Below are 22,373 nucleotides of genomic sequence, written 5' to 3' on the forward strand. Positions count from 1 at the left end.
CTGTCAGTTAGGCGTGGCCGCCAGCGTTGCCTGCAACGAGGGCAGCAGCAACCGGTTGCCGTAGCCGCTCAGGTGATCGCCATCGAAGAACAGCGGTTGTCCGTGGCGTTGCGCGCGGCAGGCATCGGTGTCGCACAGGATCGGCAACGGGTCCCAGATCACCGCGCCGGGCAACTCGGAAGCCACCTGCTGCAGCGCGACCAGCGCCGGGGCGCGATAGTCTTCCATCCAGTCGCGCTGCACCTGCAGGCCATTGCGGCACACCGCGTTGTCGGCGTTGAACCGATCCGAGCAGCGGTAGGGCGGTGCAGGCAGTACCGGCTTGGGCGCTTCCAGCACTACGCGCACACCGGCCTCGGCAAGCGGGCGCCAGTTCGCAATCGCGCGTTCGGCTTCGGCCGCACGCCCAACGCGCCCCTGCTCGCTGTGTTCGCTGTCGCGCTGCTCGCGCGCATCGAACAGGATGAACTGATCGGACAAACGCGGCACCCGCAGCGAGGCCAGCAGGACCACGTCGCCGGGCATTGCATGGCGCGTGATATCGGCACGCACCGCCGTGTCATAGCCCTGGCAGTCCGGCGCAGCCCAACGCCATTCCTGCAGGCCCAGCTGCGGGCAGCCGCCGCGGCCGTATTGCCACACCGTTGCGCCCGTCTCCAGCGCCAGGCGGCGCAGCAGTTCGTTGTAGGCCATCGCGTGCGAATCGCCGGCCACGAACACGTTGCGCGGCATGCCCGGAGGCACCGGGCGATCACACTCACCGCGTGAGAACGTGCGGGCACGACCGGCCTCGAAGCGCGCCTTGCCCACCCGCAGTTCGCAGCCCGGGTAGTCTGCCGCGACGGATTTTCCATCCGGGTACCAGTCCAGTGGATGGCGGCTGACCGTACTCAGCGACAGCCGTGCCGATTGGGAATACAGCACGGCCTGCAGGCCCCCGCCTATGAACAGGGCCGCCACGCCCACCACCACCCACCGGCGGGTGGTGAGGCGCTGCGACAACGGCCCGCGGAACGGCCGCTCGACCCAACGCCAGGACACCCAGGCCAGCAGCGCCACCACTGCTGTGGCGAACACGCGCTGGCCGACGGTCTCCAGCCCTACCGTCCAGCGCATCAGCACGAACACCGGCCAATGCCACAGGTAGAGCGAGTAGGACAACAGCCCGATCCGCCGCAGCGGCGGGCTGGACAGAAGCCGGCCGATCAACGCTTGAGGGTGGTAATGCAAGGCCAGCAGCAGCCCGGCGCTGGCCAGGACCGCCCAGAGTCCGTCCGGCCAGGGCGAATGCCCCGCCCGCGCCGACCACAGGTTCCAGCCCAGCGTGCCCAACGCGACCAAGGCCAGCAGCGACCATGCCAGGCGCGCACGGCCAAGCGCGCGGGCCGCGTCCGGACCGCGTTCGCGCAGGTGCAGCAGCTGGAACAACAGCACGCCTGCACCAAGCTGCCAGAACCGGGTGGTGGTGGCATAAAAGGCTCGAACCGCGTATTCCGGGTGGCTGGCCGCATGGATGGCATGACCGATGGACAGCGCGCTCGCCAGCGCGAACAGGGCCACGCTGATCGTCCGCCCGCGCGCTCCCCGGCTCCAGAACAGGAACAGCAGCGGGAACAGCAGGTAGAACTGCTCTTCCACGCCCAGCGACCAGGTATGGGTAAACGGGTTGAACTCCGCGCGCGGCGCGAAGTAGTCGGTGCCCACGCCGACCAGTACCCAGTTGCTGAGGCCCACGAAGGCCATCAGACCGGTCATGTCACTGGCTTCGCTCAACCACGACTCGGGGATGAGCAGCACACTGGCTACCCCGGTCAGCAACAGGCAACTCAGCAGCGCCGGCGCGATGCGGCGCAACCGGCGCGAATAGAAGCGCAGCAGCGATTGCCCCAGCGGCAACGGCGACAGCCGGTGCACCGAGGCACTGACCACGAAGCCGGAGATCACGAAGAACACGTCCACGCCGGTGAACCCACCGGGCAACCAGGCCGGGTCCAGGTGGAAGACGATCACCGCCAGCACTGCGATGGCACGCAGCCCGTCGATGTGCGGCACATAGCCGCGACTTGGGTCAGCCGTCATGCGCATCCCTGCAAACGAAGGGCCGCCGAGCTGCGACCCTGTTGGAATCACCAGACCAGGTCGTCGGGCACCTGGTACTGCGGGTCGGCGTACGGATCGTCCCCGGCCGGCGCATCCGGATCGACTTTCAGCGCCACCGACGGTGCGAACACCGCTTCAGCTTCGGCGAGCACCGCAGCAGTCACCAGCACATAGCGGCCGTTCTGCTGCAGCACGCCGAGCTCGCCGGCATTGAGTGCCTTGAGCTGGTCGGCGGTGACGTAGATACGCTTGATCTTGCCGCCGTACGGGAAGTGGCGCGCGATGTCGGCCGCTTCGGCGTTGAGGGACTTGCCTTCCAGCAGGACCTCCAGCCTTGCCTTGGCTTCGCGACGCAGACGGGCTTCTTCCTGCTTCAGGCGCTCGGCCTCGATACGGTCGTCTTTTTCCTTCTGCGCACGGATCGCATACGCCTTGGCGAGGTCGATGTCCTCGCGCGAGCGCGGCTTGCCCGGTGCGCCCTGCGGCGGCCGGGCGCCAGCGGGGCGGCCCTTGCCCTGCGGCCGGCGGTCGCCGTCGCGGGCGGGGCGCTGGCCCTCACCGGGCTTGCCGGCCGGGCGTGCGCCCTGCGGCTTGCCGGCCGGGCGGCCATCGCGGCGCGCGTCGGGTCGACGATCGGGCTTGCGGTCGTTGGTTCGTTCGGGTTTGGCCGGGGCTTTGAAGCCAAGGCCCAGCAGCTGGTCGCGGAGAGTATCGCTCATGACGTCAGATCAGTAATGCGGAGGCGGCGGCTCTTCGGCCGAATCGGAATACAACGCGGTGCGGACCTTGCCGAGGTCTTCAAGCAGGATGCGGGTCAGGTCGGCATTGCGGTTGCCTTCCATGCGCGCATCGGCCAGCGCCTCACTCAGTTCGGCCAGCGCCTGCTCCTGGAAGGAGACGCGCATTTCCAGCTCGATCAGGCGTGCTTCCAGTGCCTGTTCGCGCTCGGAGGGTGTGGACTCATGCATTCAACGAACGTCCCCGGCCGATGCCGTAGTAAGCCAGGCCCGCGGCTTCGATGTCCTGCGGGTCGTACAGATTGCGGCCGTCAAAGACGACCGCATCGTTGAGCATCTCGCGCAGGCGGACGAAATCCGGGCTGCGGAACTGCTTCCATTCGGTCACCACGACCAGCGCATCGGCGCCCTCGAGCGCGTCGTAAGCGTTGTCGCAGAACACCAGATCATCGCGCTCGCCAAAAATGCGGCGCGCTTCTTCGGTCGCTTCCGGATCATAGGCACGCACGTGCGCACCGGCCTCCCAGAGCTGCGCCAGCAGGCGGCGGCTGGAGGCTTCACGCATGTCATCGGTGTTGGGCTTGAACGCCAGGCCCCACACGGCAAACGTCTTGCCGCGCACGCCTTCGTCCTCGCCACGATCGTAGTGGCGCTGGATCAGGGCGTACAGATGCCCCTTCTGATGCTCGTTGACGGCTTCTACCGCATTGAGCAGCTTCGGCTCATGGCCGTGCTGTTGCGCGGTCCGGGCCAGCGCCTGCACATCCTTGGGGAAGCACGAGCCACCGTAGCCGGCGCCGGGATAGATGAAGTGCCAGCCGATGCGCGGATCCGAGCCGATGCCCTGACGGACCTGCTCGATATCGGCACCGACCTTCTCGGCGATGTTGGCGATTTCGTTCATGAACGAAATCTTGGTCGCCAGCATTGCGTTGGCCGCGTACTTGGTCAGCTCCGCCGAGCGCACGTCCATTTCCACCACGCGGTCGTGGTTGCGGTTGAACGGCGCATACAGGCGGCGCATCAGCGCGACCGATTCGGGATTGGACGCGCCCACCACGATGCGGTCCGGCCGCATGCAGTCGGCGACCGCGTCACCTTCCTTGAGGAATTCGGGGTTGGAGACCACGTCGAACGCGATCTCCACGCCGCGCTCGGCCAGCACCTGTGCGATGGCCTCACGGACTTTGTCGGCCGTGCCTACCGGCACGGTCGATTTGTTCACCACCACCACCGGCACGGTGATGTGCCGGCCGATGGTGCGGGCCACGGCCAGCACGTACTGCAGGTCGGCACTGCCGTCCTCGTCCGGTGGCGTGCCCACGGCAATGAAGATCACCTGGCCATGCGCTATCGCGGCGGCGGCGTCGGAGGTGAAGGTCAACCGCGACGCATCGTGGTTGGCCTTGACCATCGGTTCCAGGCCGGGCTCATAGATCGGGACGATCCCGTTGTTGAGGCCGTCGACCTTGGCCTGGTCGATATCGACACAGATCACCTGGTGGCCAACCTCGGCCAGGCAGGTACCCGTGACAAGACCGACGTAGCCGGTACCGAAAATCGCAACGCGCATGGGCGGTAGTGCTCCAGATCCGTTACGGCAGAACGTTCAGCAGCTCGACGTCGAACGTCAGCGTCGCGTTCGGACCGATCGGACCACCCGGGGTGCCCTGCGGGCCGTACGCCAGCTCGCCAGGGATCCAGAAGCGGTACTTGGAACCGGTGGGCATCAGCGAGACGCCTTCCGACCAGCCCTTGATCACCTGGTCCAGGCCAAACTCGATCGGCTGGCCGCGCTGGTAGCTGCTGTCGAAGACGGTGCCGTCGAGCAGCTTGCCTTCGTAGTTCACACGCACCTTGCTGGTCGGCATCGGGCGCTCGCCCGAACCCGGACGCAGCACCTGGTACTGCAGGCCCGACGCGGTGGTCACCACGCCCGGCACGGTCTTGTTCTTGGCCAGGAAGTTGTTGCCTTCCACGCGGTTGGTATCGCCCTGCGCGGAAGCCTTCGCTTCCATTTCGGCCTGCTTGCCCTTCATGAAGCCTTCCAGCGTGGCCTTGGCCTGCTCGGCGGTCATCTTCGGGGTGCCGTTGTTGAACGTGGTACTGACCGCGTCGAACAGCGCGTCCAGGTCCAGATCGTCCTTCAGCGGCGCCAGCGACGGGCCCACGGCGAAGCTGCCCAGCATCAGGCCGACCTTTTCACGGTCCACCTTCGGCGGCGCGGTACCCGGCGCAACGCCCGGGACCGGCTGGCCGTTCTTGGCCATCACGGCCTGGCGCAGCGCAGCGTCGGTCTTCTGCGCTTCTTCCTGGCTGATCAACGGCTGCTTGCCTTCAAAAGCGTTGGTCACACCGCGGCGCAGGGCGGCAAGGTCGATCTCGCTGGAAATCGGACCGAACGAATTGGCGACATCGATACCGATGGCGTAGCCAAGCTTTTCGCGTTGGGTGTTCAAAGTGGAAGTCTCCTTGACAGCCGCGCGGGCGGCTGGTTGTTGCGACATCGCGGTACCGGTGGCACCCATCGCCAGAATCAGAACCGACGCCGCGGCGCCGCGCATTCCCATCTTCATTCGCTGCATTCCTGGAAGTGACTGGACGCCGACGTCGGCGCGAAAGCAACCATTGTCGCACGCGCGTCCGAGATGTCGATATCGTCAGCGCTTGTTGGCGGTGACAGAGAGTTCACGTTCGATCGCCGCGACCAGCTTCGGATCGTCCGGCGTGACCTTGCTCGGGAACTGTGCCACCACCCGGCCATCCCGGCTGATCAGATACTTGTGGAAATTCCAGCCCGGCGATACACCCGTAGCGGTGGCCAGACTGCGATACAGCGGCGTCGCTTCCGGCCCGGTGACCACCACCTTCTGGAACATCGGGAACTTCACGCCGTAGGTCAGCGTGCAGAACTCCTGGATCTGTGCCTCGTCGCCCGGCTCCTGGCCCTTGAAGTCATTGGACGGGAAGCCCAGCACCGAGAACCCGCGTGCGCTGTACTTGCGCTGCAGGGCTTCCAGGCTTTCGTACTGCGGGGTGAAACCGCACTTGCTGGCCGTATTGACCACCAACAGCACCTTGCCACCGTACTGCTTGGCCAGATTGACCTCACCCTTGCCCGCCAGTGGGCGGTAGCTCACATCCAGCAGGTCGGTCGCCTGGGCCGACGCGCCAGCCAGCAGGCCGACGGCCAGCAGCAACAACGACCCGCGCCGGGCAAGGTCGCGACGGACGGGGGACAACAAAGACACGTAATGCATCGCGACACTCCAAGGTGGGAAAACGAGGGCTCAACCGGCCTGGCAAGGGCCGCCAAGACTGCGGCGGCACTATATCACCGCCGTTTTTGCCGCCGGATGGCCGTGGGCCGGTCCACTGGAGGGCCCCGTGTTCAGGGGCCGCTTTGCCGCTTCTGGCCGTGTCAGCGCGGTGACACGGATCCTGCGAGGATCGCCTGAATGCGCCCATGGCTTGCCATACCATTGACATCAATGAATGTGCGCTGGCGGAAAACGTCCGCCCACGCAGAGACCTATCCATTTAAATTCAATACGTTACGACCAACGCATGCCTGTCATACGCCCCCTGCCATCAGTTGGGTACGCCACCCTGTTGACCTTGGGCGTGCCGGTGTTATAGTTGCATACAACACCAGTCACCTAGACAGGGGAAGCCCATGAACCGCATGCGCCACCGCCATTCCGCCACCGCCATCACCGCCGCTTCGGCGTTGCTGCTGCTTGGCTGGTTCGGCCTCCCCTCCGGTGACGCTGGCAGCCCTGCCGCCAGCACCGATATGTTTGAAGGCCCGCAGGACGCAGGCGTCATCGAGGCAGGGACCGCCAACGGCGCCCCCACGCCCCCCCGCCGGCTGCACAGCTCCCTGTCCATGCCTTACTTCTCATTCGCGCAGTCGCTGAACCCACGGAGCTGACCATGAGCGATATTCAATGGAGCGATGGTGCTCCGATCTACCGCCAGCTGAAGGAGCGCGTGATCGCCATGATGCTTGACGGCATCATCAAGCCTGGCGACGCCCTGCCCTCGGTCCGGCAGGTTGCCGCCGAGTACCAGCTCAACCCCATCACCGTATCGCGCGCCTACCAGGAACTGGCTGATGAAGGCCTGGTCGAGAAGCGCCGCGGCCTGGGCATGTTCATGACCGAAGAAGCGGCCACGCAGCTGCGCAGCAGCGAGCGCGACCGCTTCCTCAATGAAGAATGGCCACTGGTGCTGGAGCGCATCCAGCGCCTGGGCCTGAACCTCGACGAATTGCTGCCCCAGGGGAAATCCTCATGAATGCCGTTGCAAGTGATGTCGTCATTTCCGCTCGAGGCCTGCGCAAGGCCTATAAACAGACCGTGGCGCTGGACAACACCAGCTTCACGATCGCGCCCGGCCGCATCACCGGCCTGATCGGCCCCAACGGCGCCGGCAAGACCACCCTGCTCAAGGCGCTGCTCGGCCTGACCTCGGTGGAAGGCGAACTGCGCGTACTCGGGCTGGACCCGACCGAGCAGCGCAACGCGCTGATGAACGAGGTGTGCTTCATCGCCGACGTGGCGGTGCTGCCGCGCTGGATGAAGGTGCGCGAGGCGATCGACTTCGTCGCCGGCACCCATCCGCGTTTCGACCGTGCGCGCTGCGAGCGCTTCCTGGCCTCCACCAAGCTGCATCCCAAGCAGCGCGTGCGCGAACTGTCCAAGGGCATGATCGTGCAGCTGCACCTGGCCCTGGTGATGGCCATCGACGCCAAGGTGCTGGTGCTGGACGAGCCGACCCTGGGCCTGGACATCCTGTACCGCAAGGAGTTCTACCAGCGTCTGCTGGAGGACTACTTCGATGAGCAGAAGACCATCATCGTCACCACCCACCAGGTGGAAGAGATCGAACACATCCTCACCGATGTGATGTTCATCCGTGATGGCCGCATCGTGCTCACCACCGACATGGAAGACATCGGCGAACGCTATACCGAAGTGCTGGTTTCGGCCGACGCCGTGGAGGCCGCACGCGCGCTCAAGCCGATCGATGAACGCGCCCTGCCCTTCGGCAAGACCGTCCTGCTGTTCGACGGGGTGCCACGCGCCCAGCTCACGCCCCTGGGCGAAATCCGCAGCCCCGGGCTGGCGGATCTGTTCGTGGCCATCATGAAGGGAACCTACGCATGAACACCGTCAACCACCCCATCAGCAAGGCCAGCGCGTTCAAGTGGCTGCTCAAGCGTGAGTACTGGGAAAACCGCGGCGGGTTCCTGTATGCGCCGGTAATCGCCGGTGGCATCTCGCTGGTGATGAGCCTGCTCGGCATCGTGTTCGGCCTGGTCGCCATGCACCGTGCGGTCAAGAGCGGCGGCATCCACCTCAACGACGAAAACGTCAGCATCAACGGCCTGGACCTGAGCCTGCTGACCAGCAAGCTCGATGCCAAGAACCTGCAGGACCTGGCCAATGGCCTGGATCTGACCCTGATCCTGAGCTCGGGCTGGCCGCTGATCGTGCTGGCCTTCGTCGTGTTCTTCTACTGCCTGGGCGCTCTGTACGACGACCGTCGCGACCGCAGCATCCTGTTCTGGAAGTCGCTGCCGCTGTCGGATACGTCCACGGTCCTGTCCAAGGCGCTGAGCGCGTTGTTGATCGCCCCGATCATCGCGGTGATCGCCTCGGCCCTGACCATGTTCGGCTTCCTGGTGATGATCTCCATCGTGGTGATCGCCCACGGCGGCGACCCGATGATGTTGATCTGGGGACCGGCCAGCCCGCTGACCATCATCGCCGGCCATCTGTCCTGGATTCCGGTCTACCTGCTCTGGGCGTTGCCGACCGTCGGCTGGCTGCTGCTATGCTCGGCGTGGGCCAAAACCAAGCCGTTCCTGTGGGCCGTCATGCTGCCACTGTTCGCCGGCATCATCGTCAGCACCACCAAGGTCATGACCCTGTTCGACCTGACCGGTGGCTGGTTCTGGAAGCACATCGTCGGCCGCCTGCTGCTCAGCGCGGTACCGGCCACCGACCAGTTCTACCGCGGCGAATCGATGTTCAGCGGTAACGGCGGCAACATGGACAACCTGGTCAATGAGCTGGGCCCGAGCCATCAGCTGGCTGCCTTCGCGATGCCGGAACTGTGGATTGGTGCCGCCGTCGGCGTGGTGTTCCTGTTCCTGGCCATCCGCCTGCGCCGCCGCGCCGGCGAAATCTGATCCCTGCCCTTCATCGAGGAACCACCCATGATCCGCACGCTCGCTGTTGCTTCCCTGCTGTTGCTGCCGCTGACCGCGCTCGCCAATGAGCCCCAGTGCAAGTTCAACGAAGCCCGTGACCTGAAGCTCGACCTGGCCGGCGCCAAGGCGGTGGTGTTCGAAGTGAACCAGCACGATCTGGTGCTGCAGGCTGGCCCGGGCGCGGCCCAGCTCGGGGGGCGCGCCTGCGCCTCCAATGCGGATTGGCTGCGCGAACTGACCGTGACCCAGCAGAAGGTCGGCGACAAGCTGGTCGTCCGCCTGCAGCGGGACGCCCGAAACACACTCACCGTCAGCGGCAGCAGTTATGCCTACCTGGACATGCGCGGCACCGTACCGGACTCGATCCTGGTCCAGCTCAAGGTCGGCTCGGGCGATGCCAGCGTCACCGGTGCGCACTCGCTGAGCGCAGACGTCGGCTCGGGTGACATCAAGCTTCAGGAGATCAACGGCCTGGTGACCGCAGCGGTCGGCTCGGGCGATGTCATCCTCGACGGTGCCGGTGCGCTGAACCTGCTCTCGGTCGGTTCCGGCGATTTCAAGGCCCGCAACATCCGCGGGGACGCCAAGGTCGGCACGATCGGCTCGGGCGACTTCGAGCTGGATACCGTCGGTGGCAACGTCGAGATCGGCGTGGTCGGCTCCGGTGATACCGATGTGCGCAAAGCCAAGGGCGACGTGCGCGTCGGTACCGTCGGCTCCGGCGACACCGACCTGCGCGATATCGGCGGCAGCGTCACCGTGGGCCGTCATGGGTCGGGCGATGTCACCGTCCGAGATGTCGGCGGCGACCTGCGCGTGGCCAACAGCGGCAGCGGCGATATCCGCCACAGCAACGTACGCGGCCGGGTTGAACTGCCGCGCGGCAAGTAAGCCTCTCTTCTCCTCTGACGGATACGCATCATGACGACTCGACTGCTGCTGCCTGCCCTGCTGTTGTGCCTGCCGATCGCAGCCTGTACCGCCCCCGACAGTGGCAAGGGCAAGGCGCCTGCCGACCAGAGCGCCGCCGCCCCGGCGACCAGCGCGCTGGATACCGATGGCATCGGCAAGACCGTGCAGGAGGCCACCGAGAAGGCCCGCCGGGAGATCAGCCAGGGCAACATTTCCATCGCCAACGGGAAGACTCCGAAGGCGGAGATCAGCCCCCAGGGCGACCTGCTCATCGACGGCAAGCCGGTCACCGTGAACGCCCACCAGCGTGCGCTGCTGCTGGACTACCGCAAGCAGGTCGAGCAGCTCGCCAATGCCGGCATGGAAATCGGCGTCGCCGGTGCCAATCTGGGCGTGAAAGCCGCCGGTGAAGCCATCAAGGGCATGTTCTCCGGCGATACCCAGGGGATCGAGGCACGGGTGAATGAAGAGGCCAAGAAGATCGAGGACCAGGCCCAGAAGCTGTGTGGGCTGCTGCCGGGCATGATGGCCAGGCAGCAGGCGCTGGCCGCCGCGCTGCCGGCCTTCCAGCCGTACGCGACGATGGACCAGAGCGACATCGACGACTGCGGCAAGTAATCCCGGCACTGCCTGCGACGATGCGTCGCAGGCAGGCCCTTCCCAGTGCGGGAGGACTACAATCTCCCCTCCCGTCGCATGCGTTGCCCTGCTCATGAAGAAGCTGAGTCTGTTGCTGTTCGCCCTGTTCTGCCTGGTCGCCACCGGTTGCGATCAGGAGTACCGCAATCACCGCGCCGAGCGCAGCAAGCCCAAGATCACCGTCAGTGACGGCATGGTTACCGTGCGCCGCGCGCCTGCGCCGAACATCATCATCCTGCCCAACGGGCACATGAAGATCGATGAGATCGAGATCCCGCTCAACCAGGAGCAGCACGCGATGCTGCAGGTCATGTTCGGCCAGCTGCAGGTGCTGCGCCAGAACACCCTGACCGATGCCCCGCCGGACCCGGCCAAGCGCTCGGTGAAGATCCAGGTCCCCGAGGGCATGCAGCCGATCCCGCCGGACCTGATCACGAAGATCCCGGAATTCAAGGACTACACCGAGACCTTCGGTAATCTGCAGGCCGATCGCCACTGAGTTTGTGCGCGAGCCCCGCAGTGACCGGCAGGCCCCTGGGCAAATGTCCCCCGTCCGCCGCCTGGCGGCGACGGCCTCCTCCTTGATTTTGCCCCGGGGCCCGCCGGCCGCTACGGGGCTCACGCACAAAAAACGGGCCGTTCGGCCCGTTTCTCGTTTCAGGTAGTGCGAGCGGTCAACCGCCCCCACCGCCACCGCCATGGATGCCACCGGCAGTCAGTGCCGCCGGATCCAGCAGCCTGCGCAGTTCGGCTTCGGACAGGCCACTGTCTTCCTTGGCCACGTCCAGCACCGGGCGCTGTTCCTTGTAGGCACGCTTGGCGATCGCCGCCGCCTTCTCATAGCCGATGATCGGGTTCAACGCAGTCACCAGGATCGGGTTGCGATCCAGTGCCTCGCGGACGCGATCCTCGCGCACTTTCAGCCCGGCGATCGCGGTATCGGCGAGCAGACGGGTGATGTTGGCCAGCAGGGTGATGCCATCGAGAAGATTCGCCGCGATCAACGGCAGCGTCACGTTCAACTGGAAGTTGCCGGTCTGGCCCGCCACGGTGATCGCGGTGTGGTGGCCGATCACCTGGGCGCACACCATCACGGTGGCTTCCGGGATCACCGGATTGACCTTGCCCGGCATGATCGAGCTGCCCGGCTGCAGCGCCGGCAGTTCGATCTCGCCCAGCCCGGCCAACGGACCGGCATTCATCCAGCGCAGGTCGTTGGCGATCTTGATCAGCGCCACCGCCAACGCATTGAGCTGGCCGGACAGTTCAACCGCATCGTCCTGCGCGGCGAGGCCTTCGAACTTGTTCTCAGCGCTGTCGAACTTGATGCCGGTCTGCTGCTTGAGCTGCTTGGCCACCAGCGTGCCGAACCGCGGATCGGCATTGATGCCGGTGCCGATCGCCGTGCCGCCCAGCGGCAGGCGCCGCAGCCGCTTGAGGCTGTCCTCGATGCGATCCTGTGCGGAGGACAACTGCGCCGACCACGCACCGAATTCCTGCTCGAAGGTCAGCGGCATCGCGTCCATCAGATGGGTGCGACCGGTCTTGACCACTTTGCGCAGCGCACGGCCGCGCTTGTCGATGGTCTTGCGCAGGTGCACCAGTGAAGGCAGCAGCTGCTCATGCACGCCCAGCAGCGCGGACACACGCAGCGCGGTGGGAATCACATCGTTGGAGCTCTGCCCCTGGTTGACGTGATCGTTGGGATGCACCGCGGTCTTGCCGGCCTTGCCCGCGCGGTTGGCGAGCGTGGCGATGACCTCATTGGCATTCATGTTCGAGGAGGTGCCCGAACCGGTCTGGTACACATCGATCGGGAAGTGCGCGTCGTGGCGGCCGTCGGCAACGTCCGCCGCAGCGGCTTCGATGGCCTTGCCGATGTTGCGCGGCAGATGGCCCAGCTCGACGTTGACGTTCGCCGCAGCACCCTTGACCAGGCCGAGCGCGCGGATGAAACCACGCGGCATACGCTGGCCCGACACCGGGAAATTATCGACGGCGCGCTGGGTCTGCGCGCCCCACAACGCATCAGCGGGCACCTGCAGCTCGCCCATGCTGTCGTGTTCAATCCTGAAACCCTTGCTCATTGCATCAACTCCGCACGTCTTTCGTGGATGAAAGGGAACCTGCGGCTGGCAACGGGCCTGATTCCCTGGCTGGCGGCGCACATCACGATACTCTCAAGCGCCGCTGAAACCCAAGAAAGCGACTGATCGGCTAGACTCGGGATTCGTTTCCATTCAGACAGACTGCCGCCCCCATGGGTGACGATCCCGACAGTAGTACCGGGCGTGCCGCCGCGCACGCACCGATGACCGCCCTCGCCGCCCTGGCGACCGCGGGTGCCGTTCTCGCCTTGGCAGCCATGCTGCGGGGTCGTGAATGATCGGCAACCTCCTGCTCCTTGCGCTGGCGCTGGCGCTGGTGGTGCTCAACGGCTTCTTCGTGGCCGCCGAGTTCGCCCTGGTCAAGCTGCGCCACACCCAGGCCGTCGGCCTTGCGGAAAAAAACGGCTGGCGCGGTCGCCTGCTGCTCAACGTGCACGCGCACCTGGATGCGTATCTGTCCGCCTGCCAGCTGGGCATCACGCTGTCCTCGCTGGGCCTGGGCTGGGTGGGTGAACCGGCGTTCGCGCATCTGCTGCAGCCGTTGTTCGATACGCTGGGGCTCACCCCGGAAGCGTCCCGCCTGACCGCTTTCATCATCGCCTTCAGCATCATCTCGTTCCTGCACATCGTGCTCGGCGAACTGGCCCCGAAATCGATGGCGATCCGCCGCCCGGAAGCGATGTCGCTGTGGACGGCCGCACCGCTGTACCTGTTCTACTGGGCGATGTACCCGGCCATCTGGCTGCTCAACAACAGCGCCAACGCGCTCCTGAGAGCGGCCGGCTGGGGGGATGTGGAGCACACCTCGCACCGTTATTCGCGCGAGGAACTCAAGCTCATCGTGGGCCGCCAGCAACCCACTGGCAGCGCGCCGGACCAGGACCTCACCCTGATGAGCCACGCGCTGGAACTGCCCGAACTGGTGGCCGGCGACCTGATGCGCTCGCGCGACCATATGCGTTCGTTCCGCGACGGGATGAGCCTGGCCGATGTCATGGCCGAGTTCGCCGAGAGCCGCTACAGCCGCTACCCGTGGTTCGACCGCGACGGCGAGGAAGTGCTCGGCATCCTGCACATGAAGGACCTGCTGGTGGAGATCGCCCGCGGCAATCCGACCGACGACCTGCGCCCGCTGCTGCGCCCGGCCAACCTGATCGCGCTGGAGACCCCGGTGCCGCTGGTGCTGGAACGCTTCCGCACCGGCACCACCCACCTGGCACTGTGCGTGGAAGAACACGGCCGCATCCTGGGCTACTTCACCCTGGAAGACCTGCTGGAAGTGGTGGTCGGCGATATCGAGGACGAGCACCCGCATATCGTCAAGGATGCCCCGACCCGCGGCGCGGACGGCACCCTGCTGGTGGCCGGCTCGACCTCCATCTTCCGGCTGGAGCGCCTGCTGGGCCATGACCTGAGCGCGCCCGACCATCTGAATTCGGTGGGCGGGCTGATCGTGCACCAGCTCCAGCGCCTGCCCGAGGAAGGCGAACAGCTGGAAATCGACGGACACCTGTTCACGATCAAGCGCATGGCCGGGCACCGAATCCAGGCGGTGACGGTGCGCATGGCACAGGCCGAGGACGCCGGGGCAGCGTAGAATGGCGGCCCCCGCTGCCACCGATCTGCGCCCTGCCATGTCCGAATTTGCCCTGCTCGCCCTGTCCCCGCTCGATGGCCGCTACGCCGGCAAGGTCGACGCCCTGCGCCCGATCTTCTCCGAATACGGCCTGATCAAGGCCCGCGTGAAGGTGGAAGTGGAATGGCTGCTGGCGCTGGCCAATGAGCCGGGCATCGTCGAACTGGCCCCGTTCTCGGCCGCAGCCACCGCCCGCCTGCGCGCCCTCGCCGACGACTTCGCCCCGGCCCACGCCGCGCGGGTGAAGGAGATCGAGCGCACCACCAACCACGACGTCAAGGCCGTGGAGTACTTCATCAAGGAGCAGCTCACCGCCGATGCCGAGCTGGGCCCGGCGCTGGAGTTCGTGCATTTCGCCTGCACCAGCGAAGACATCAACAACCTCAGCTACGGCCTCATGCTTGAGCAGGCCCGCCGCGAAGTGCTGCTGCCCTCGCTGGACAACATCGCCGGCGTGCTGCGTGCCCTGGCCCACGCCCAGGCCGCGCAGCCGATGCTGTCGCGCACCCACGGCCAGACCGCCTCGCCGACCACCCTGGGCAAGGAAGTGGCCAACGTCGTCGCCCGCCTGGAGCGTCAGCGCCGCCAGATCGCCGCGGTGGAGCTGACCGGCAAGATCAACGGCGCGGTGGGCAACTACAACGCCCACGTCATCGCCTACCCGGACGTGGACTGGCCGGCCTTCGCCCAGCGCTTCGTGGAGAGCCTCGGCCTGGTGTTCAACCCGTACACCACCCAGATCGAACCGCACGACAACGTCGCCGAAATCGGCGATGCCGCGCGCCGCGCCAACATCATCCTGATCGACCTGGCCCGCGACGTCTGGGGCTATATTTCGCTGGGCTACTTCAAGCAGAAGCTCAAGGAAGGCGAAGTCGGCTCGTCGACCATGCCGCACAAGGTCAACCCGATCGATTTCGAAAACGCCGAAGGCAACTTCGGCATCGCCAACGCCCTGTTCGAGCATTTCAGCGCCAAGCTGCCGATCAGCCGCTGGCAGCGTGACCTGACCGACTCCACCGTGCTGCGTGCGGTCGGCACCGCCTTCGGCCACACCCAGGTCGCCCTGGACTCGCTGGCCAAGGGCCTGGGCAAGCTGACCGTGAACCCGGAACGCCTGGACGCCGATCTGGATGCCGCATGGGAAGTACTGGCCGAAGCCGTGCAGACCGTCATGCGCCGCCACGGCCTGCCCAACCCTTACGAGCAGCTCAAGGCGCTCACCCGCGGCCAGGGCATCACGACCGAGTCGATGCAGGCCTTCGTCGAATCGCTGGAACTGCCGGCCGATGCCAAGCAGAGCCTGCGCGCCCTGACGCCGGGCGGCTACATCGGCCTGGCGGCTGACCTGGCCAAAGCGATCTGAAGGCATGGGCACGGCACCGTCGCGCCCCCGAATACCCGTCTATACGCTGCAAGGATCTCCCCCATGGCCGCACGCAAGACCAAAACCCCCGTCATCGACATCCAGGCCCGCCCCGGCCTGCCGCTGGGCATGCCCGCTGCCACCTTCCTGCGCGATTACTGGCAGAAGCGCCCGCTGCTCATCCGTGGCGCGTTCCCCGATTTCGAAACGCCGGTCCAGCCCGAAGACCTCGCCGGCCTGGCCTGCGAGGAAGGCGCGCTGTCGCGCCTGATCACCCACGACCGCGCCACCGATGGCTGGAGCGTGCGTACCGGCCCGTTCCAGGAAGAAGAGTTCCCCGGCATGCCCGACCACGACTGGACCCTGCTGGTCCAGGACGTGGACAAGTGGGACGCCGACGTGCGCGCCCTGATCAGCCACTTCAACTTCCTGCCGCGCTGGCGCATGGATGACGTGATGATCAGCTTCGCCGCCACCGGCGGCTCGGTCGGCGCGCATGTCGACCAGTACGACGTCTTCCTGCTGCAGGCCCATGGACACCGCCGCTGGCAGATCGACGCCAGCGAATCCATCAAGGGCAAGCGCCCGCCGCTGGAGTTCCGCGACGACGTCGAACTCAAGCTGCTGCGCCGCTTCAAGCCGACCCACGACTGGGTGCTGGCCCCCGGTGACATGCTGTACCTGCCGCCGAACGTGCCGCACAACGGCGTCGCCGAAGACCCCTGCCTGACCTTCTCCTTCGGCATGCGTGCCCCGGCCTCGGCCGAGCTGATCAGCGACTACCTCGATAACCTGATCGACGGTGCCGACGAGTCCATCCGCTACCAGGATCCGGACCTGAAGGTGCCCGAGGACCCGAACGAGATCGACGTGGTCTCGATGAACCGCGTGGTCGAAGCGCTCAATGCGATCCGCATGAACGACCCGGACAAGCTGGGCGACTGGTTCGGCCGCTTCATCACCACCTACCGCGCCGCCGGGGAAGTGATGGCGCACGGCGAACCGCTGCCGCGCGAAGAGATCGAAGCCGCCCTCGGCGCGGGCGTGGAACTGCAGCGCCACCCGTGGGCGCGGCTGGCCTGGCGCCGTGCCAAGCGTGGCGCCAGCCTGTACTGCAGCGGCTTGGACTTCGCCCTGCCGGTCAAGGATGCGCAGGTACTGGCCGGCACCGAACAGATCGGCGCGGCGCTGTACCAGAAGCTCTCGGCCAAGGGCCGTGATGCCGTGCAGGCGCTGGTCGCCGGCGGCTTCTACCAGCTGGTGGACGATGCCGGGTTCGAGGACGAAGACGACTACGTCGCCGAGTACGACATCGTCGACGGCACCGAGGCGGTCGAAGTCATCGATGACCAGGCCATCCAGGCCGACGTGCACGAGGTGACCATCCACGACGACGGCATCGAAGTCATCGTCGATTTCGACGACAGCGACGAGGCCGACGGCAAGGACGAGCCGCCGCGCGGCTGATCCGCCCGCCCGCCATGGCCGCCCCCGGTTTCCAGGTTGACGTGGTCGATTACCCGGTGCAGCACGCCGCGCTGCACCGGGTGCGGTTCACCGTGTTCGTCGACGAACAGCAGGTACCGGCCGAGCTGGAGATCGACGCGCTCGATCCCCTGAGCGTGCACGTCCTGGCCCGGGACACCGTCGGCACGCCGATCGGTGCGGGCCGGCTCACCCCGGAGGGCCGGATCGGCCGGATGGCGGTGCTTGCGGCCTGGCGCGGCAAAGGCGTCGGCGACGCACTGCTGCAGGCCCTGATCGATCAGGCCCGGGCCCGTGGCTGGCGCGGGGTCGGGCTGCATGCGCAGCTGCCGGCCCGCGTGTTCTATACCCGGCAGGGCTTTCTGCCCGAGGGCGAGGTCTTCGAAGAGGCCGGTATCGCCCACCAGCACATGCGGCTTGTCCTGTCCGGGGCGGTCGCGATCGACCGGGCCGAGGACGCCGTGGCAATCACCACCGCGCTGGTCCACCGCGCCCGCCGCCAGCTCTGGATCCACAGCCGCCAGCTCGACCCCGGTCTGCTCGATGTACCGCCGGTGCTGGAAGCACTGCGCCGCTACGCCACCGCCCGCCACGACAAACAGGCCTGGCTGATCGTCCACGACAGTGCCGCCATCCGTCAGGCCGGCTCGCCTGTGTTGAGCCTGCTGCAGCGCCTGCCGAGCGTCTTCCGGGTGCGCGAAGTGAGCGATCCGATCGACCGCGCCACGGCATCGGCCTGCCTGGTCAATGACGCCGGCGACTACTACTTTCGTAGTAGCGGGCATCGCTTCGACGGCGAGGCGGGTGTGTCCCAGCCGGCACGTTCGCGGCCGTTGCAGGACGGTTTGCAGCGCGTATGGGAACGTTCGCGTGATTGCAGCGAGTTGCGCGCGCTCGGGCTGTAGCTCACACCCCGGTCCCGAACCTGTCTGGGAATGACACCGCGGGCCCCGCACTGGCCCGTACGGTGCCCCTTCCTGTCTCGATGGGGGTACAATTTGGGGTGTTAGATACCGCCCGCGCAGGGCTATTCACTTTTCCCTGCCGGATCATCGAAGCCTTACCCCACAAGCGAATCCGACTCTCCATCGTGGACAATCAACTGAAGCAGTTTGCGCAATCTTCGCAGCTCGCCGGCGGCAACGCCTCCTATATCGAGGATCTGTACGAGCAGTACCTCGTTTCTCCGGACAGTGTCGATCCCAAATGGAAGACCTACTTCGACGGCTTCCAGGGCCGCGAAGCCGGTGATATTCCGCATTCGGCCGTCATCGCCCACATTGCCGACGCCGCCAGGAATGCCGTCAAGAGCGGCACGGCCGCCGGTGCCGGCGACGAGCGCGAGCGCAATGTCGGTCGCCTGATCACCGCCTACCGTTCGCGTGGTCACATGGCCGCCCGCCTGGACCCGCTGAGCCTGACCGCACCGACCAATCCGCCGGATCTGGGTCTGCCGTTCCACAGCCTGTCGGAAAGCGACCTGGGCAGTGAGTTCAGCACCGGCGGTGTCGCCGGCCAGCCGCGCATGAAACTGCGCGATCTGCTGGAGCGCCTGAAGAAGACCTACACCGGCTCGATCGGTGCGGAATTCATGCACATCTCCGAGGTCGAGCAGCGCCAGTGGCTGTACCAGCGCCTGGAACTGGCCGGTGGCAGCTACAACCTGGACGCGGACACCCAGCGCCGCACCCTGGAGCGCCTGACGGCTGCCGAGGGTCTGGAGCGCTACCTGCACACCAAGTACGTCGGCCAGAAGCGCTTCTCGCTGGAAGGCGGCGATGCGCTGATCCCGATGATGGACACCATCATCCGTGACGCCGGCAAGGATGGCGTCAAGGACGTGGTGATCGGCATGGCCCACCGCGGCCGCCTGAACGTGCTGGTCAACACCCTCGGCAAGAGCCCGCGCAAGCTGTTCGACGAGTTCGAAGGCAAGTTCGAGCACGACGACCACGCCTCGGCGGGTGACGTGAAGTACCACATGGGCTTCTCGGCCGACGTCTCCACCCCGGGCGGCGCCGTCCACCTGGCGCTGGCGTTCAACCCGTCGCACCTGGAAATCGCCGACCCGGTCGTGGCCGGCAGCGTGCGCTCGCGCCAGGAACGTCGTGGCGATACCGCCCGCAAGCAGGTGATGCCGATCCTGATCCACGGCGACGCGGCCTTCTCCGGCCAGGGCGTGGTGATGGAGCTGTTCCAGATGTCCCAGGCCCGCGGCTTCGCCGTCGGTGGCACGGTGCACATCGTGGTCAACAACCAGGTCGGTTTCACCACCTCCAACCCGCTGGATACGCGCTCCACGCGCTACGCCACCGACGTGGCCAAGATGATCGCCGCCCCGGTGCTGCACGTGAATGGCGACGATCCGGAAGCCGTGGTGTTTGCTGCCCAGCTGGCCTTCGAGTTCCGCCAGAAGTTCGCCAAGGACGTGGTCATCGATCTGATGTGCTACCGCCGTTGGGGCCATAACGAGGCCGACGAACCGGCGATCACCCAGCCGCTGATGTACCAGGTGATCCGCAAGCACCAGACCACCCGCGAGCTGTACGCTGCGGCGCTGGAAGCTGCCGGCGTGATCGAAGCCGGTGGCGGCAAGGCGCTGGTCGATGCCTACCGCAACAAGCTCGATGCCGGCGAAGTCACCACCGAGCTGGCCCAGGTCGAAAAGACCCCGGCCACCAGCAAGATGTATGTGGATTGGCCCAAGCTGCTCAACGGCAAGCTCTCCGACGCGGTCTCCACCGCGGTCGGCATGGAGAAGGTCAAGCAGCTGGCGCAGATGATCAACACCGTGCCCGAAGGCGTGGAACTGCACTCGCGCGTGGCCAAGGTCTATGACGACCGCCGCAAGATGGCCGCCGGCGAGATCCCGGGCGACTGGGGCTTTGCCGAGAACCTGGCCTACGCCACGATCCTCGATGAAGGCAACAACCTGCGCCTGGTCGGCCAGGACGTGGGCCGCGGTACGTTCACCCACCGCCACGCGATCCTGCACGACCAGAAGACCGACAACTACTACCTGCCGCTGCGCCAGCTGGTCGAGTCGCCGGAACAGGCCACCATCATCGATTCGCTGCTCAGCGAAGAAGCGGTGATGGCCTATGAGTACGGCTTCTCCACCACCGATCCGAACACCCTGTGCATCTGGGAAGGCCAGTTCGGCGATTTCGCCAACGGCGCCCAGGTCGTGATCGATCAGTTCATCGCCGCCGGTGAAGCCAAGTGGGGCCGCATCACCGGTCTGACCCTGCTGCTGCCGCACGGTTATGAAGGCCAGGGGCCGGAACACAGCTCCGCGCGTCTGGAGCGCTTCCTGCAGCTGTGCGCGCTGGAGAACATGCTGGTGTGCGTGCCGTCGACCCCGGCGCAGGCGTACCACATGCTGCGCCGCCAGATGCGCATGACCACCCGCAAGCCGCTGATCGTGATGTCGCCCAAGTCGCTGCTGCGCCACAAGCTGGCCGTGTCGACCCTGGACGAACTGGCCAACGGCGAGTTCCAGCACCTGATCGGCGATGCCAACGCAGACGCCAAGAAGGTCAAGCGCGTGGTGCTGTGCTCGGGCAAGGTCTACTACGACCTGCTGGAAGACCAGACCAAGCGTGGCCAGGACGATGTCGCCATCATCCGCGTGGAGCAGCTGTATCCGTTCCCGCGCGTGGCACTGGCAGCAGAGCTGAAGAAGTACGGCAAGGCGGCCGATGTGGTGTGGTGTCAGGAAGAACCGCAGAACCAGGGTGCCTGGTACCAGATCCGTCACCACCTGCAGGCGTGCCTGGCCGATGGCCAGAGCATCCATTACGCAGGTCGCGCCCGTTCGGCATCGCCGGCCGCTGGACACATGGCTGACCACATCATCGAACAGCAGAAGCTGATCGCCGATGCCCTGGTCAACCCGTTCAACGACTCGGTCGCTGAATAACTCTCCCCCTCATTCTAGAAAAGACAAACCAGGAAGCTCCCGCATGGCCACCGAAGTCAAAGCCCCGGTACTGCCCGAATCCGTCGCCGACGGCACCATCGCCACCTGGCACAAGAAGGTCGGCGATGCCGTCAAGCGCGATGAAAACCTGCTTGATCTGGAAACCGACAAGGTCGTCCTGGAAGTGCCGTCGCCGGTCGACGGCGTGCTGAAGGAGATCAAGTTCGAGGTGGGCGCCACCGTGACCTCCAGCCAGGTCGTAGCGATCATCGAAGAAGGCGCCGTGGCCGATGCCCCGGCTCCGGCCGCGGAAGAGAAGAAGGCCGAGGCCGCACCGGCCAAGGCGGCTGCTCCGGCCGCTGCCGCAGCGCCGGCGCCGGCCGCCAAGTCCGCTGCCGACTCCCTGCCCCCGGGCGCCCGCTTCACCGCCATCACTGAAGGCGTGAACCCGGCCGACGTGGACGGCACCGGCCGTCGCGGCGCGGTGACCAAGGAAGACATCGTCAACTTCGCCCGCAACGGTGGCGCCGGCAAGTCCGGTGGCGCACGACCGGAAGAACGCGTGCCGATGACCCGCATCCGCAAGCGCATCGCCGAACGCCTGATGCAGTCCAAGAACGGCACCGCGATGCTGACCACCTTCAACGAGGTCGACCTGTCCAAGGTCTCGGCTGCGCGCAAGGATCTGCAGGACGAGTTCGTCAAGGCCCACGGCATCAAGCTGGGCTTCATGAGCTTCTTCGTGAAGGCCGCCGCCAACGCCCTGCAGCGCTTCCCGCTGGTCAATGCCTCGATCGATGGTGACGACATCATCTATCACGGTTACTCGGACATCTCGATCGCCGTGTCGACCGAGAAGGGTCTGGTGACCCCGGTCCTGCGCAACGTCGAGCGCATGTCGTTCGCCGACATCGAAAAGACCATCGCCGACTACGCCAAGAAGGCCCGTGACGGCAAGCTGAGTCTGGAAGAACTGCAGGGCGGCACCTTCACCGTGACCAACGGCGGCACCTTCGGCTCGCTGCTGTCGACCCCGATCATCAACCCGCCGCAGAGCGCCATCCTGGGCATGCACGCCATCAAGGAGCGTCCGATCGCCCAGAACGGTCAGGTCGTGATCGCGCCGATGATGTACCTGGCGCTGTCCTACGATCACCGCATCATCGATGGCAAGGACTCGGTCCAGTTCCTGGTGGACATCAAGAACCAGCTGGAAAACCCGGGCCGCATGCTGTTCGGCCTGTAAGA

20 protein-coding genes are annotated in these 22,373 nt (G+C 66.1%); 13 read left to right on the forward strand and 7 right to left on the reverse strand.

The genetic code is table 11. The annotated features are described in order from the left end of the window. Window positions 1–3: 3 nt before the first annotated feature. The 6 genes from K4043_RS04325 to K4043_RS04350 form a co-directional block, all read right to left on the reverse strand. Window positions 4–2,079 (reverse strand): acyltransferase family protein, encoded by a 2,076-nt coding sequence (locus K4043_RS04325; protein WP_265308323.1) that lies wholly within the window; start codon window positions 2,077–2,079, stop codon window positions 4–6. 47 nt (window positions 2,080–2,126) lie between these two features. Next, on the reverse strand, window positions 2,127–2,819 hold the full coding sequence (locus K4043_RS04330; RefSeq protein WP_265308324.1) for a DUF2058 family protein: 693 nt from the start codon (window positions 2,817–2,819) through the stop codon (window positions 2,127–2,129). A 9-nt stretch (window positions 2,820–2,828) separates the two neighbouring features. Continuing rightward, window positions 2,829–3,068 carry a SlyX family protein gene (locus K4043_RS04335; RefSeq protein ID WP_019185948.1) on the reverse strand — a complete coding sequence of 80 codons (240 nt, stop codon included), beginning with the start codon at window positions 3,066–3,068 and terminating at the stop codon, window positions 2,829–2,831. Then, window positions 3,061–4,410: a UDP-glucose/GDP-mannose dehydrogenase family protein gene (locus tag K4043_RS04340; protein ID WP_265308325.1), complete on the reverse strand. Its 1,350-nt coding sequence runs from the start codon at window positions 4,408–4,410 to the stop codon at window positions 3,061–3,063. The genes K4043_RS04335 and K4043_RS04340 overlap by 8 nt, the downstream gene beginning before the upstream one ends. A gap of 22 nt (window positions 4,411–4,432) precedes the next feature. Then, entirely contained in the window at window positions 4,433–5,413 is a 981-nt protein-coding gene (locus K4043_RS04345; protein ID WP_123730811.1) for an FKBP-type peptidyl-prolyl cis-trans isomerase, read from the reverse strand. Window positions 5,414–5,497: 84 nt separating this feature from the next. Next, window positions 5,498–6,097: a glutathione peroxidase gene (locus K4043_RS04350; RefSeq protein WP_265308326.1), complete on the reverse strand. Its 600-nt coding sequence runs from the start codon at window positions 6,095–6,097 to the stop codon at window positions 5,498–5,500. A 416-nt stretch (window positions 6,098–6,513) separates the two neighbouring features. Between K4043_RS04350 and K4043_RS04355 the strand changes: the two genes are divergently transcribed. From K4043_RS04355 to K4043_RS04385, 7 genes are all read left to right on the forward strand, one after another. Further along, the gene (locus K4043_RS04355; RefSeq protein WP_123730809.1) at window positions 6,514–6,771 is read left to right on the forward strand and encodes a hypothetical protein; all 258 of its coding nucleotides are present in this window, start codon (window positions 6,514–6,516) and stop codon (window positions 6,769–6,771) included. Window positions 6,772–6,773: 2 nt separating this feature from the next. Continuing rightward, on the forward strand, window positions 6,774–7,136 hold the full coding sequence (locus K4043_RS04360; protein ID WP_019185943.1) for a GntR family transcriptional regulator: 363 nt from the start codon (window positions 6,774–6,776) through the stop codon (window positions 7,134–7,136). Next, on the forward strand, window positions 7,133–8,008 hold the full coding sequence (locus tag K4043_RS04365; protein ID WP_259261580.1) for an ABC transporter ATP-binding protein: 876 nt from the start codon (window positions 7,133–7,135) through the stop codon (window positions 8,006–8,008). The genes K4043_RS04360 and K4043_RS04365 overlap by 4 nt, the downstream gene beginning before the upstream one ends. Beyond that, the gene (locus K4043_RS04370; protein WP_123730807.1) at window positions 8,005–9,036 is read left to right on the forward strand and encodes a hypothetical protein; all 1,032 of its coding nucleotides are present in this window, start codon (window positions 8,005–8,007) and stop codon (window positions 9,034–9,036) included. The genes K4043_RS04365 and K4043_RS04370 overlap by 4 nt, the downstream gene beginning before the upstream one ends. A 27-nt stretch (window positions 9,037–9,063) precedes the next feature. Beyond that, window positions 9,064–9,948, forward strand: coding sequence for a hypothetical protein (locus K4043_RS04375; RefSeq protein WP_123730806.1), 885 nt, complete (start codon window positions 9,064–9,066; stop codon window positions 9,946–9,948). A gap of 30 nt (window positions 9,949–9,978) precedes the next feature. Beyond that, window positions 9,979–10,587, forward strand: a complete 609-nt coding sequence (locus K4043_RS04380; RefSeq protein ID WP_265308327.1) for a YggN family protein — start codon at window positions 9,979–9,981, stop codon at window positions 10,585–10,587. 94 nt (window positions 10,588–10,681) lie between these two features. Continuing rightward, window positions 10,682–11,107, forward strand: coding sequence for a hypothetical protein (locus K4043_RS04385; RefSeq protein ID WP_123730804.1), 426 nt, complete (start codon window positions 10,682–10,684; stop codon window positions 11,105–11,107). A gap of 175 nt (window positions 11,108–11,282) precedes the next feature. On the opposite strand, the gene K4043_RS04390 is transcribed toward K4043_RS04385, so the two are convergent. After that, complete coding sequence (locus K4043_RS04390; RefSeq protein ID WP_265308328.1) at window positions 11,283–12,695, reverse strand: class II fumarate hydratase; 1,413 nt, start codon at window positions 12,693–12,695, stop codon at window positions 11,283–11,285. A gap of 295 nt (window positions 12,696–12,990) precedes the next feature. On the opposite strand from K4043_RS04390, the gene K4043_RS04395 reads away from it, so the two are divergent. The 6 genes from K4043_RS04395 to sucB all read left to right on the forward strand — a co-directional run bounded on the left by K4043_RS04395 (window position 12,991) and on the right by sucB (window position 22,371). Continuing rightward, window positions 12,991–14,313, forward strand: coding sequence for a hemolysin family protein (locus K4043_RS04395; RefSeq protein ID WP_265308329.1), 1,323 nt, complete (start codon window positions 12,991–12,993; stop codon window positions 14,311–14,313). A 37-nt stretch (window positions 14,314–14,350) separates the two neighbouring features. Next, the gene (gene purB / locus K4043_RS04400) at window positions 14,351–15,718 is read left to right on the forward strand and encodes an adenylosuccinate lyase (RefSeq protein ID WP_123730904.1); all 1,368 of its coding nucleotides are present in this window, start codon (window positions 14,351–14,353) and stop codon (window positions 15,716–15,718) included. Between the two features lie 63 nt (window positions 15,719–15,781). Continuing rightward, window positions 15,782–17,185, forward strand: a complete 1,404-nt coding sequence (locus K4043_RS04405) for a cupin domain-containing protein (protein WP_265308330.1) — start codon at window positions 15,782–15,784, stop codon at window positions 17,183–17,185. A gap of 14 nt (window positions 17,186–17,199) precedes the next feature. Next, window positions 17,200–18,108 (forward strand): GNAT family N-acetyltransferase, encoded by a 909-nt coding sequence (locus K4043_RS04410; protein ID WP_265308331.1) that lies wholly within the window; start codon window positions 17,200–17,202, stop codon window positions 18,106–18,108. A gap of 185 nt (window positions 18,109–18,293) precedes the next feature. Further along, window positions 18,294–21,125, forward strand: coding sequence for a 2-oxoglutarate dehydrogenase E1 component (locus tag K4043_RS04415; RefSeq protein WP_123730799.1), 2,832 nt, complete (start codon window positions 18,294–18,296; stop codon window positions 21,123–21,125). Between the two features lie 43 nt (window positions 21,126–21,168). Next, a complete protein-coding gene (sucB, locus tag K4043_RS04420) occupies window positions 21,169–22,371 on the forward strand; it encodes a dihydrolipoyllysine-residue succinyltransferase (protein ID WP_121037965.1) in 1,203 nt (400 codons plus the stop codon). Window positions 22,372–22,373: the final 2 nt, after the last annotated feature.

This window comes from Stenotrophomonas sp. SRS1 (assembly GCF_026130205.1).
GTDB classification, from domain to species: domain Bacteria; phylum Pseudomonadota; class Gammaproteobacteria; order Xanthomonadales; family Xanthomonadaceae; genus Stenotrophomonas; species Stenotrophomonas rhizophila_B.